We start from the raw sequence: 11,737 nt of genomic DNA on the forward strand, positions 1-11,737 counted from the left end.
TAATCCTTAAATTATTGATTGTTTTTTAAGCAATTTTAGAGCGACCCATTCGTTACGCTGTCGTCGCTCTAAAACCTCAAACCCATTATAATAGATCTGTAAAACAGAGTTTAAATGCGTTTCTAAAATCCCTGATAAAATAAGAGTGTGGTTACAAAGCCGCACAAATTCGCTATACAAACTCTTGATCACATCTGCAACAATGTTCGCTACAATTATATCAAAATGCCCTTGAATTTTTTGCGTAGAGCCACAAATGATTTTATCTTGCACAGATAGTAAAATTTGATTCAAACTAAAATTTTTTAGGGTTTCTTCAATGGCCAGACTATCCGTATCGCAAGCAACTAACGCACTAACGCCTTGTTTTTTTAAAGCGATGCTTAAAATCCCGCTCCCACAGCCCACATCTAAAGCGTTTTTATGCTTTAAATCAAGGTCAGAGAGCAATTCCAAACACATAGCAGTGCTTTCATGATGGCCTGATCCAAAGGCTAAAGCCGGGTCAATCATTATGCTAGAATCCGTAGCGATATGGCTTGGTTTTTGATGCCAGCTAGGGTGTATGTAAAATTTAGCGCATTGCACCGGTAAAATGGCTTGTTTGTAGGCTTCTAGCCAGTCTTTTGAAGCGAGATTGCGTGAAAGATAGAAAAAATCAAATTCGTTTTGCAAGTTTTGTTGCAAATTTAAACAAAACGCTTCTAATGCTGGAATGAGCGAACTATTCAAATCCTTTTCAGAGCGTAGAACAATAAAATCATCAAGGTGTGGGGGTTTTTCTTTTGCATTTTCTTTTAAATCTTTTTTTAGGGGGCTATGAGTGGCGAAATAATGCCAATCAGATTGGCTTATAAATCCAATGGTTTCTTTATCGTCAAACGCTTTTAAATTTTCTAGGCTTGATTCTTCCAAGGCTAGATGCGTGGCGTCTAAAAGAAAGCTTTCAAAAAGCTCTCGCTCCTTAGGGAAGATAAAGAAAAACTCATAATACATTGATTTTAACACTCAATCGTTCGTCCCTAAAACAACCTCTAATTTTTCTTTCAAAACCTGGGGGGTAAAAGGTTTCACAATGTAGTTATTCACACCGGCTTTTAAAGCGGTAATGACCTCAGCCTTACCGCCCTCTGTAGTGATCATAATGATAGGGATTTCTTTGAATCGGTTATCCGCACGCACTTTTTTAACGAGATCCAAGCCGTTCATTTCAGGCATGTTCCAGTCTGTAATCAACACCTTAGTGTCCGCATTAGCGTCTAGTTTTTCCCAAGCTTCTACCCCATGCTCAGCTTCTAAAACATCTTCATAACCTAAGCGTGAAAGCGTGTTTTTAATAATTCTTCTCATAGTTGAGCTATCATCTACTACCAGTAGTTTCAAAGCGTTTCTCCTTTTAAGATTGCATTTAAATCAGGCTCTTTTTAAACAGCCAAAGCGTCCTAAACGCCTTATAATGATAAATTGTTCCAAATAATAGCATGTTTTGATTAAAATTACCTTGACTAACATTAATCATTGGCCAAGATGGAGCGTTCAATGAGTGTCCTTATTTGTAAAAAAATTTAGTTTGTTTGCTATGATAAGGGTTAAAAATAAGACACCCCTAACAGTGTGAAAGGGTCATTGAATGGTTTGAAAAAGAAAGACAAGGATTTTACGAATAAGTGTATTATTTAAGAATTTTAATACTAAGTATAAGTTTTTTAAATATTTTAAATGCTGAAAATTTGAGTTACATGTCTTCTTCTTATCAAATAGGCACGGTGTTTATGCGTCCCTTAAACGCTAACAAGCTTTTGCAAGGGGCTTCAATCTTGCAAGGCTATGAAGTGAATCCTAAAAACGATTGGGCGTATTCTAGGTATTATTTCTTTATAGATTATGGTAATGTGCTTTTCAATGAGGACTCTACTTTACAAGCGAACATGTTCACTTATGGGGTGGGAGGGGATTTTATGGTCGCTTACGCTAAAAACCCCATTAATCGCTGGGCTTTTTTCTTTGGTTTGCAACTAGCGGCTAACACATGGATACTCAACAATAAAGTCAAAGATTTGGTGGTGAATACATGGGATTCGTTAAAAGATTTCAATTTTCATAACACTTATTTTAGGGCTATTGGGAAATTTGGGGTGCAGTTTCGCACGATCGTTTTGTATCATAAGGTGGATGTAGAAATCGGCATGAAAATCTTTTTAACGCCTGAAAGGCGCAGCTTGTTTGAAAGGAGTTTTTTGTTTTTTGTTTCGCATTCATGGCATTTTTAAATGGCGGAGAGAGAGGGATTCGAACCCTCGAAGGCTTGCACCTTACACGCGTTCCAGGCGTGCTCCTTCAACCACTCGGACATCTCCCCTTTAAAAGGGGCTTATTATAACTAAGATTTGTTTAAAAAGGGCTTATTTTAAAAGAATCAAATCTTTTGAAATAACGCCATCTATTTGATTTTTCGCGCAAATTTCCCACAAATCGGTATCGTTTAAATCCATAGAAAATAAAATTTTACTATCCAACAAATAATTAGTAGCGTGCGATTGGGCGAGTATGGCTTGCTTAATATCTTTAAAAATGCAATAGTGCGGCTTGAAAGCGTTGAATAAAAAAAAGGTATCCGTTTCTATCTTGTGCGACAAAAAAACGACGCTAAAATGGACGCTATTTTCAAAACAATATTGGGCTAATTCCAAATTTTTGGGGTGCGCTTCAAAGTACACTATATCGTTATTGGCGCTAGAATGAATATCATCGGTGTTTTTAATGAAAACAAAACGAGAACTAGGGATTAAAGGGTGTCCTAAAATAAGCATATCTACCTCTTATCGTTCAAGCAAGTTTCACTGCAATACGCTATAGTCCCGCTATAAATGGCGTCTTTGCTAGAGACATAGGTTTGGCATTTAGAGCATACAATCATGTGATCTTCTAATTCTTTAGGGGTTTGTTGCGTGTAAGAATGGTTGTCTTTGTGGTTGTCTTTATGGGGTCTTTGCTTTAAAAACAAACGCCATAAGATCCACGCAATAATGAGTAGGGGGATTAAAATTCTTAACATAGACTTTCCTTTGATTTGTAAAAATAAATGCGCTTTTTACTTATAAAGCATTCAGTGTCTTTATAAGCGATTTCATCTTTTAACTGCTCGCCTTTATAGAATAAAAAATACCCCTTATCGTTCAGGAAGCGTTGGCTTTTTTCTATCAAAAAAGAAGAGTTAGCGACCGCTCTAGAGGTGATTAAATCCACTTGTAAGGGGTTTTGATACTCTTCCAAACGCTTTTTCACAATTTCAATATTGCTTAAAGGCAAAACGCTTTTAAGGTAGTTTAAAAAAGCCGCTCTTTTCATTCTAGGCTCTAAAAGAATGAATTTTGTTTTAGTTTTTTCAAGGGCTAAAGGGATAGCAGGAAGTCCCGCCCCGCTCCCAATATCCAAGCAACTTTTAAAATCTTTGATAAATTCTAAGGGTTTTAGAGCGTCTGTGATCTGAGGTTCTAACTCATTTAAATGTTTCGCGCCGCTCAAATTGTGCGTTTGGTTCCATTCTAAAAGGATGCGTGCATAATCTTGCAATAAAGGGTTCATAAAATCAACATCCCATCGCCATAAGAATAAAAACGATACTTTTTTTCTATGGCTATTTGGTAGATTTCTTTGGTTTTTTCTAAGCCTATCATCGCGCTCACAAGCATCAAAAGGCTTGATTTGGGCAAGTGGAAATTAGTGAGCAAGTAATTAACATGCTGGATCGGGTTAGCAAGATGCAAGAAAATGTCGCATTCAAACGCCTCTTGATTAGGGTTTTTTAAACGCTTGAAATATTCCACGCTCCTTAAAGCGGTCGTGCCGATGCATAAAATCTTTTGGGATTTTTGCAAAATTTCTTGGCTCTTTTTAGGAATGTGCAAAACCTCTGTATGGATTTGATGCTCTCTAATGTCTTTAGTTTCTACGCTAGCAAAAGTCCCAGCCCCCACATGCAAGGTTAAAAAAGTGTGTTTAAAGTCTTTCAATAAATTTTCTAAAGTATTTTGAGAAAAATGCAATGACGCCGTAGGGGCAGCCACCGCGCCGATATGTTTAGCGAACACGCTCTGGTATTCACGCGCATCTAAACTTTCATCGGCTCTTTTAATGTAGGGGGGCAAGGGCATATGCCCGTATTGTTCTAAAAGTTTTAAAATGCTTGCTTGATCTAGGGGGGTTTTATGGTCATAAAAAGCGATCAAGCGTTGTCCGTTATGGAGTAATTCCAAGACTTCAGCGTAATGATTTCCATCAAAAAAAATCCTATCCCCCACTTTGATCTTGCCCTTGATTTGAGTTAAAGCGCTATTGTCTTTAAAAAAGCGGTGGAAAAACACTTCGGTCGTTTTTGATGGCAAAAAAGCATGTTTAGATCCAAAAAGCCTAGCTTTCATCACTTTAGTGTCATTCAACACAATAAGGGCGTTCTTAGGGAAAAAGTCTAAAACATGCTCAAAAGTGGTGTGCGTGATTGTTTGCGAACGCCTTTCATATACGAGTAATTTAGCCTTTTCTTTGAGTAAAATGGGGTAGTTTGCAATCAATTCTTTAGGCAAATGATAATCATAGCTTTCTAAATCAAATTCTTTCAACTACGACTCGCTCTTTTTATTTTCTTTGTTGTTTTCTTCCTCGTCTTTAGGAGCCGGATTGACAAATTTTGCAATCAAAATAGAAAGCCCATAAAGCCCCACTAAAGGCAATGCCATAAAGATTTGACTCACCACATCAGGGGGAGTGATAATCGCTGCTACAATAAAAATCACTACAATAGCGTATTTAAAATACGCTTTCAAGCTCGCATCGGTAATCAAGCCCACTTTAGCTAAAAAATACGCCAAAACGGGCAGTTCAAACGCCACGCCAAAGCCTAAAATCAAGCGTGTGAAAAAGCTCACATAACTGGATGCAGAAATATTAGCCGCAAACACATCGCTCCCAAAAGTGGCTAAATATTCAATGATAAAAGGGAACACCACATAGTAAGAAAACGCCGCCCCAATCAAAAACATCCCGCTCCCAAAAAACACAAAAGGCAAAATCACTTTTTTTTCATTCTTATAAAGCCCTGGAGCGATAAAGAGCCATAATTGCCAAAAAATAATCGGCATGGAAATGACAATAGCGGCTGAAAAACTGATTTTCACCGCCACCATGACCCCTTCAATAGGGGATAATTGAATGAGCGTGCCTTTATAGGAGTTTTTAACAAATTCAAAAATATTTTTCCAAAAATGGAAACACCCTAAAAACGCCACTAAAATCGTTCCTACAGAAACCATCAAACGCTTTCTTAATTCCTGTAAATGCGGTTTTAAATCTTCAAACATGCTCTTTTTCTTTGTTGTGTTTTGTCGTGCTGCTATTAGCGGTTAATTCTATCTCTTTAGGAGATTCACCGCTTGAAACTTTTTCATTTAAAGTTTCTTCACTAGAAACTTCTTCGTTGGAGATTTCTTCATTGGAGTGGTTAGGGGGCGTGTTGTTCTCTAGGCTTTGTTTGTAATCTTGCATCAATTCTTGAACGCTTTTAATCTCTTTTTCTGCCACTATTTTAGCGTCTTCTAATTCTTCAATCTTAACGCCTTTAAGATCTTCAATCTTGTTTTCAAAGAGTTTTTGATACTCTAAGGTTTCTTTTTTGATTTCTTCAATATTGATTTCTTTGTCCAAAGTGTCCTTAGCGTCATTGAGCGTTTTTTTAACCGCGCGAAAAAATTTCACCATATCCACGACAGCTTGGGGGAATTTTTCTGGCCCTAAAAAAATAATCGCTACAACCAACACCACAAGGATTTCAAAAAAGCCCATGCCAAACATAATGATCTACTTTTACACCCTTTAAAATTTTATCGTTATTGTAGTGTAATTTTCTTTCTAAACAAGATTAAAATAAAGTTTGGGGGTTTAAAGTGGGGATTTTTAAAAGCGCGTAAGTTTTAGGCGTGGCGATCCTGCCTTTAGCGGTGCGTTCTAAATAACCATTAGCGAGTAAAAAAGGCTCAATCACATCTTCAATCGTGCCTTCATCTTCTCTCATAGACGCCGCAATCGTGTTCAAGCCAACCGGTTTTCCTTGAGCGTTGGCCAACAAGGATAAATACGCCAAATCCGCTTCGTCAAATCCTAATTCATTCACGCCTAACTCATTTAAAGCATGCAAAGTGATATTTAAATCCATCAAGCTTGAATTTTTAACGAGTGCAAAATCGCGCACCCTTTTTAAAAGCCTTAAAGCGATTCTAGGCGTGCCTCTACTCCTTTTAGCGATTTCATCAGCGCTTTCTTCTTTGATGTCTTGATTGAGTTTGGCGGCGGCTTTTTTGATGATGAGAGCCAGTTCACTAGGGCTATAAAATTGCATCCTAAAACTCATGCCAAATCTGTCTCTCAAAGGGTTAGAGAGCATTCCTGCTCTAGTAGTAGCGCCAATAAGGGTGAAAGGGGGCAAATCAATTTTAATGGTTTGAGCGGCCGGGCCTGAGCCTATGATAATATCCAACCTAAAATCTTCCATAGCCGGGTATAAAACCTCTTCAATCGCTGGGCTAAGCCGGTGGATTTCATCAATAAAAAGAATGTCTTTGGCTTGCAAATTAGTGAGAATGGCAGCCAAATCACCGCTTTTTTCTATCATGGGAGCGGCGGTGATTTTGATATTGGTTTCCATTTCTTTAGCGATGATATGACTGATAGAGGTTTTACCCAAACCCGGTGGGCCAAAAAAGAGCATGTGATCCAAACTTTCTTGGCGTTTTTTAGCCGCACAAATAGAAATTTGCAAGTTGTTTTTAATCTTTTCTTGACCGATAAAATCTTCCCAAAGATCAGGGCGCAAACTCACTTCTTGGGAAGTTTCAAAATCCAAAGTTTCTAAATTGACTATCCGTTCTTTCATTAATGATAACTTTCTAACTCGTTAGGGAAAAACCCTTTTTTCACATCATCAGCGTATTGTTCAATCGCTTTTTGAACCAATTCTTTCCCTTTAAGATATTCTCGCACGAATTTGGGCTTAAAACCATCAAAAAAGCCTAACATATCGCTCCACACTAAAATCTGCCCATCGCAATCCTTGCCGCTCCCTATGCCGATCGTGGGGATTTTGATTTGTTGGGTGATTGTTTGGGCGATAGGGGTGGTTATGCCTTCTAAAACCAACAAGCCCACCCCAGCCTCTTCTAAACTCAACGCGTCTTCTAAAAGCTTTTTTTGTTGCTCTTCATTTTTACCCTTAATCTTATAACCTCCATCAAGGCGCACAAATTGGGGCATCAAGCCGATATGCCCCACTACAATAATACCTTCATTAGTGAGCGTTTTAACGAGCTTTGCCTTTTCTTTCCCCCCTTCTAGTTTGATCGCGCTCGCTTGGGTTTCTTTATAAACTCTAATGGCGTTTTTTAGGGCTGTTTTTTTGTCTTTATAGCTTCCAAAGGGCATGTCTGTGATGATAAAAGGGGTTTTAGCGCCCGCGCAAACCGCTTTGGTGTGATAGAGCATCATCTCAAAACTCGCGCTTAAAGTGTCGTTTTGGTTGAAAAAACTCATATTCAAACTATCGCCCACTAAAATCACATCCACTAGCGGGTCAAATATTTGAGCGAACAGGGCATCATAAGCGGTAATGGCGATGATTTTTTCGTGATTTTTTTTAGCTTGGAGATGGTTGAGGGTGATTTTTTTGGTTTTAGCGGTTTGCATGCTCATTGGAAAATCCTATGGTTAAATATGGTGGCATTGTAGCATGACTTTAAGGGTGGGTAAAAATTTTACCCCATTTTAACTGAGTATTTTGATTATTTTAGTATAATTGAAAGAAACTTTTAACAAATAATTCAAGGGATTTGGCGATTTTGGGTCTTAAAAAACACACTATTTTATTGTCTTTAATGGGGTTTTATACAGGGTTGAATGCACTTGATTATGACACCCTAGACCCAAAATATTACAAATACATCAAGTATTATAAAGCCTATGAAGACAAAGAAGTGGAAGAATTGATTAAAGACTTGAAGAGGGCGAACGCTAAAAGCGGGCTTCTTTTAGGGATTAATACCGGGTTTTTTTATAACCACGAAATCATGGTTAAAACCAACAGCTCTAGCATTACCGGGAATATTTTAAATTATTTGTTTGCTTATGGCTTGCGTTTTGGCTATCAAACCTTTAGGCCGTCGTTTTTTGCACGCTTGGTTAGGCCTAATATCATTGGCAGGCGCATTTATATCCAATATTATGGAGGGACCCCTAAGAAAGCGGGCTTTGGGAGCGTGGGGTTTCAATCGGTCATGTTGAATGGGGATTTTTTATTGGATATTCCCTTACCTTTTGTAGGGAAATACCTTTATATGGGGGGGTATATGGGTTTAGGCTTAGGGGTTGTAGCGCATGGGGTGAATTATACGGCGGAATGGGGAATGTCTTTTAATGCAGGATTGGCTCTAACGGTGTTAGAAAAAAACCGCATTGAATTTGAATTTAAAATTTTGAATAATTTCCCTTTTTTGCAATCCAATTCTTCAAAAGGGACTTGGTGGGGAGCTATAGCAAGCATTGGGTATCAATATGTGTTCTAAAAAAATAAGAAATCTTATTTTATGTTTGAGCTTGATATTAAGCTTGCATGCTGAAGAAAATACAGAAAACATGACTGAAGCGAATGCGACTGAAGAAAATACTTCTAAAGACGCCCCTATTCTTTTGGAAGAAAAACGCGCCCAAACGCTAGAGCTTAATGAAGAAAAAAAAGAAGTTGCAAAGAGCGTTGATGAAAAAAGTTTGCTTGAAGAAATCCATAAGAAAAAACGCCAGCTTTACATGCTCAAAGGGGAATTGCATGAAAAAAATGAAGCTATTTTATTCCAGCAAATGGCTAAAAATAAGAGTGGTTTTTTTATAGGGGCTATCCTTGGCGATATAGGGATTAATGCCCATCCTTATGAGAAGTTTGAACTTTTAAGCGGCATTCAAGCGTCTCCTTTATTGTATGGTTTAAGGAGTGGCTATCAAAAGTATTTTGCTAACGGGATTAGCGGGTTACGCTTTTATGGGGAGTATTTAGGGGGAGCGATGAAAGGGTTTAAAAGCGATTCTTTAGTCTCTTATCAAACCGCAAGCTTGAATATTGATCTATTGATGGATAAGCCTATTGATAAAGAAAAAAGGTTTGCGTTAGGAATATTTGGAGGCGTTGGAGTGGGGTGGAACGGGATGTATCAAAATTTAAAAGAAATCAAAGGGTATTCGCAGCCCAATGCGTTTGGGCTAGTGTTAAATCTAGGGGTGAGCATGACGCTCAACCTCAAACACCGCTTTGAATTAGCCCTAAAAATGCCCCCCTTAAAAGAAACTTCGCAAACCTTTTTATATTATTTTAAAAGCACTAATATTTATTATATTAGTTACAACTATTTATTGTAAAGGCTAAAATGTTGAAACTTAAATATGGTTTGATTTATCTGGCGCTTATTATGGGGCTTCAAGCAACAGATTATGACAATTTAGAAGAAGAAAACCAACAATTAGATGAAAAAATAAAAAATTTAAAACAACAGCTTACCGAAAAAGGGGTTTCGCCCAAAGAGATGGATAAGGATAAGTTTGAAGAAGAATATTTAGAGCGGACTTACCCTAAGCTTTCTTCAAAAAAGAGGAAAAAATTACTCAAGGCTTATTCCATAGCCGATGATAAGAGTGGGGTGTTTTTAGGGGGTGGGTATGCTTATGGCGAACTTAACTTATCTTATCAAGGGGAAATGTTAGGCAGATATGGCGTGAATAGCTCTAGCGCGTTTAAAAACAATATTAAAATTAATGCGCCTGTTTCTATGATTAGCGCTAAATTTGGGTATCAAAAATACTTTGTGCCTTATTTTGGGACACGATTTTATGGGGATTTATTGCTTGGGGGAGGGGTGTTAAAAGAGGTTGCTCTTAAGCAACCTGTAGGCTCGTTTATCTATGTTTTAGGGGCTGTCAATACGGATTTATTGTTTGATATGCCTTTAGATTTTAAGACGAAAAAGCATTTTTTGGGCGTTTATGCGGGTTTTGGGATAGGGCTTATGCTTTATCAAGACAAGCCTAATCAAAACGGGAGAGATTTGATTGTAGGGGGTTATTCAAGCCCTAATTTTTTATGGAAATCCTTGATTGAAGTGGATTACACTTTTAATGTGGGCGTGAGTTTGACGCTTTATAGGAAACACCGCTTAGAGATTGGCACCAAATTACCGATTAGCTATTTGAGGATGGGGGTAGAAGAGGGAGCGATTTATCAAAATAAAGAAGATGATGAGCGTTTGTTGATTTCGGCTAACAACCAATTCAAACGCTCCAGTTTTTTATTAGTGAATTACGCGTTCATTTTTTAAGGCTTGATCTTGGGGTTAGGGTTTAAGATTTTAGCGTTAGTCGTTTTGATTTTAGGGGGTTATTTGATTTTTAACGCTTTTGTCACAAAACCCAGAGCGTTAAGTTTTAGCCTAAATGGTGGAGAGAACGCTAACAATGACCATCAAGAAACGCTTTTTTGGGATTTAAAAAAACCCATCAAGATTAGAATAACTGCCCCAAAAGGCATCAAACGCTACGCGCTCAAAGTAACCACAAAAGATGATTTGATTTTATACGAAAAAGAAAACCTTGTCTTAGACAAGCCCAAATCTTTAGAAGTGCCTTTAATCAAGCCTGACATCATGGGCTTAGAAGACAAGTGTCTTGATTATGAAATCCACGCTAATGATTGGAGCTATGCTAATTTTTTTAATGGCAATAAGGCGTCTTTCAAACAAGAAGTGTGTGTGGATACGATAAAACCTTTAATTAAAGTTTTATCCCGATCCCCAAGCATCGCTTATGGGGGGAGCGCGATAGTGATCTTTGAAGCTTTGGATAAAAATTTGTCTCAAGCGTTTGTGCGTATCAAAAAAAAGGATTTTAAAGCTTTTAGGCTTTTGGAATTTGAGCAGCGCAATATTTTTATCGCTCTAGTGCCATGGTCTTATGAAAATAGGGATTTTAAGGCTTATGTTGTAGCAAAAGATAAAGCCAATAACTCTAACGCTACCCCCTTATTGTTCAAGCGAAAAACCCATCATGTGAGGGAAAAAGATATAGACATCAGCGCTTTAAAAGATAAGATTTTAAAGCAAGAAATTTTTCAAAACGATATTGAACAAACTTTATTAGAAATGCTTTCTCATGCACGCTTAAAAGATTTAGAAAAGATCCAAGAAATCGCTTTAAAGCAGGGGGATTTTTATAAGGATTTTTCGGATTTTCAAGCGCTAAAACCCTTGAATGAACCTTTTAAAATGACGAATAATTTTTTAGAGAGACGGCGTTTTTTAAAAGATGATCAGGTGTTGTTCCAATTTTCGCATTTAGGGGTGGATTTAAGGCCTGGCAAGGATTTATCGTTAGTCTTTGATCCAATCATAAAAAGGGTTTTTGAAGGGAAGTTGGATTTTTATGGTAATAGTCTAATCAATTGCTATGGTTTGGGTTTGTGCGTTTTTTTAGCCCATTTAAAGGACGATAAAAGCGTGGGGAGTAGTGGTTTAAAATTGGAGAGCGGGTTGCATTTAGGGATGCTTTTGCAAGGGGTTTTTGTCCGACCTAATGAATGGCTTAACGAACAATGGATAAAAACCAATATCATTGCCCCCATAGAGCAAGCCAAACGGCTTTTAATGAAAGGATAGTC

At 37.7% G+C, this 11,737-nt stretch carries 15 protein-coding genes and 1 tRNA gene; 5 read left to right on the forward strand and 11 right to left on the reverse strand.

Features of this window, described 5'->3' with window-relative positions:
- Positions 1–6: 6 nt before the first annotated feature.
- Both prmA and AA977_RS01845 read right to left on the reverse strand, forming a co-directional pair.
- Positions 7–1,008 (reverse strand): 50S ribosomal protein L11 methyltransferase, encoded by a 1,002-nt coding sequence (gene prmA, locus AA977_RS01840; protein ID WP_064434360.1) that lies wholly within the window; start codon positions 1,006–1,008, stop codon positions 7–9.
- Complete coding sequence (locus AA977_RS01845; protein WP_000772146.1) at positions 1,009–1,383, reverse strand: chemotaxis response regulator CheY; 375 nt, start codon at positions 1,381–1,383, stop codon at positions 1,009–1,011.
- Between the two features lie 284 nt (positions 1,384–1,667).
- Between AA977_RS01845 and AA977_RS01850 the strand changes: the two genes are divergently transcribed.
- Complete coding sequence (locus AA977_RS01850) at positions 1,668–2,270, forward strand: outer membrane protein (protein ID WP_033602146.1); 603 nt, start codon at positions 1,668–1,670, stop codon at positions 2,268–2,270.
- A gap of 1 nt (position 2,271) precedes the next feature.
- Here the strand turns inward: AA977_RS01850 and AA977_RS01855 are convergent.
- The 9 genes from AA977_RS01855 to panB all read right to left on the reverse strand — a co-directional run bounded on the left by AA977_RS01855 (position 2,272) and on the right by panB (position 7,737).
- A tRNA-Ser gene (locus AA977_RS01855) sits at positions 2,272–2,359 on the reverse strand.
- A 43-nt stretch (positions 2,360–2,402) separates the two neighbouring features.
- Positions 2,403–2,810 carry a hypothetical protein gene (locus tag AA977_RS01860; protein WP_064434361.1) on the reverse strand — a complete coding sequence of 136 codons (408 nt, stop codon included), beginning with the start codon at positions 2,808–2,810 and terminating at the stop codon, positions 2,403–2,405.
- 2 nt (positions 2,811–2,812) lie between these two features.
- Positions 2,813–3,055 (reverse strand): PP0621 family protein, encoded by a 243-nt coding sequence (locus AA977_RS01865; RefSeq protein WP_064434362.1) that lies wholly within the window; start codon positions 3,053–3,055, stop codon positions 2,813–2,815.
- Positions 3,049–3,585: a 16S rRNA (guanine(527)-N(7))-methyltransferase RsmG gene (rsmG, locus tag AA977_RS01870; protein ID WP_064434363.1), complete on the reverse strand. Its 537-nt coding sequence runs from the start codon at positions 3,583–3,585 to the stop codon at positions 3,049–3,051. Before rsmG ends, AA977_RS01865 begins: the two co-directional genes overlap by 7 nt.
- On the reverse strand, positions 3,582–4,619 hold the full coding sequence (gene queA / locus AA977_RS01875; protein WP_064434364.1) for a tRNA preQ1(34) S-adenosylmethionine ribosyltransferase-isomerase QueA: 1,038 nt from the start codon (positions 4,617–4,619) through the stop codon (positions 3,582–3,584). Before queA ends, rsmG begins: the two co-directional genes overlap by 4 nt.
- Positions 4,620–5,357, reverse strand: a complete 738-nt coding sequence (tatC, locus tag AA977_RS01880; protein ID WP_064434365.1) for a twin-arginine translocase subunit TatC — start codon at positions 5,355–5,357, stop codon at positions 4,620–4,622.
- Entirely contained in the window at positions 5,350–5,847 is a 498-nt protein-coding gene (gene tatB, locus AA977_RS01885; RefSeq protein WP_064434366.1) for a Sec-independent protein translocase protein TatB, read from the reverse strand. Before tatB ends, tatC begins: the two co-directional genes overlap by 8 nt.
- A 67-nt stretch (positions 5,848–5,914) precedes the next feature.
- Entirely contained in the window at positions 5,915–6,925 is a 1,011-nt protein-coding gene (ruvB, locus tag AA977_RS01890; protein ID WP_064434367.1) for a Holliday junction branch migration DNA helicase RuvB, read from the reverse strand.
- Complete coding sequence (panB, locus tag AA977_RS01895) at positions 6,925–7,737, reverse strand: 3-methyl-2-oxobutanoate hydroxymethyltransferase (RefSeq protein WP_064434368.1); 813 nt, start codon at positions 7,735–7,737, stop codon at positions 6,925–6,927. The genes ruvB and panB overlap by 1 nt, the downstream gene beginning before the upstream one ends.
- A gap of 146 nt (positions 7,738–7,883) precedes the next feature.
- Between panB and AA977_RS01900 the strand changes: the two genes are divergently transcribed.
- Genes AA977_RS01900 through AA977_RS01915 form a run of 4 tightly spaced genes read left to right on the forward strand, consistent with a single transcriptional unit; the run spans position 7,884 to position 11,735 of the window.
- Positions 7,884–8,606 (forward strand): hypothetical protein, encoded by a 723-nt coding sequence (locus tag AA977_RS01900; protein ID WP_064435178.1) that lies wholly within the window; start codon positions 7,884–7,886, stop codon positions 8,604–8,606.
- Entirely contained in the window at positions 8,596–9,450 is an 855-nt protein-coding gene (locus AA977_RS01905; protein WP_064434369.1) for an outer membrane beta-barrel protein, read from the forward strand. Before AA977_RS01900 ends, AA977_RS01905 begins: the two co-directional genes overlap by 11 nt.
- Positions 9,451–9,458: 8 nt before the next feature.
- A complete protein-coding gene (locus tag AA977_RS01910; RefSeq protein WP_064434370.1) occupies positions 9,459–10,403 on the forward strand; it encodes an outer membrane beta-barrel protein in 945 nt (314 codons plus the stop codon).
- 9 nt (positions 10,404–10,412) lie between these two features.
- Positions 10,413–11,735, forward strand: a complete 1,323-nt coding sequence (locus AA977_RS01915) for a M23 family metallopeptidase (protein WP_064434371.1) — start codon at positions 10,413–10,415, stop codon at positions 11,733–11,735.
- The last annotated feature ends 2 nt before the right edge of the window (positions 11,736–11,737 follow it).

This window comes from Helicobacter pylori (genome assembly GCF_001653455.1).
GTDB classification, from domain to species: Bacteria; Campylobacterota; Campylobacteria; order Campylobacterales; family Helicobacteraceae; genus Helicobacter; species Helicobacter pylori_A.

What these genes read in the sequence shown, in the direction of transcription:
- AA977_RS01860 (WP_064434361.1), bottom strand. Translation starts at nt 2,810, where the DNA reads ATGCTTATTTTAGGACACCCTTTAATCCCTAGTTCTCGTTTTGTTTTC.
- AA977_RS01865 (WP_064434362.1), bottom strand. Translation starts at nt 3,055, where the DNA reads ATGTTAAGAATTTTAATCCCCCTACTCATTATTGCGTGGATCTTATGG.
- rsmG (WP_064434363.1), bottom strand. Translation starts at nt 3,585, where the DNA reads ATGAACCCTTTATTGCAAGATTATGCACGCATCCTTTTAGAATGGAAC.
- tatC (WP_064434365.1), bottom strand. Translation starts at nt 5,357, where the DNA reads ATGTTTGAAGATTTAAAACCGCATTTACAGGAATTAAGAAAGCGTTTG.
- tatB (WP_064434366.1), bottom strand. Translation starts at nt 5,847, where the DNA reads ATGTTTGGCATGGGCTTTTTTGAAATCCTTGTGGTGTTGGTTGTAGCG.
- ruvB (WP_064434367.1), bottom strand. Translation starts at nt 6,925, where the DNA reads ATGAAAGAACGGATAGTCAATTTAGAAACTTTGGATTTTGAAACTTCC.
- panB (WP_064434368.1), bottom strand. Translation starts at nt 7,737, where the DNA reads ATGAGCATGCAAACCGCTAAAACCAAAAAAATCACCCTCAACCATCTC.
- AA977_RS01905 (WP_064434369.1), top strand. Translation starts at nt 8,596, where the DNA reads ATGTGTTCTAAAAAAATAAGAAATCTTATTTTATGTTTGAGCTTGATA.
- AA977_RS01910 (WP_064434370.1), top strand. Translation starts at nt 9,459, where the DNA reads ATGTTGAAACTTAAATATGGTTTGATTTATCTGGCGCTTATTATGGGG.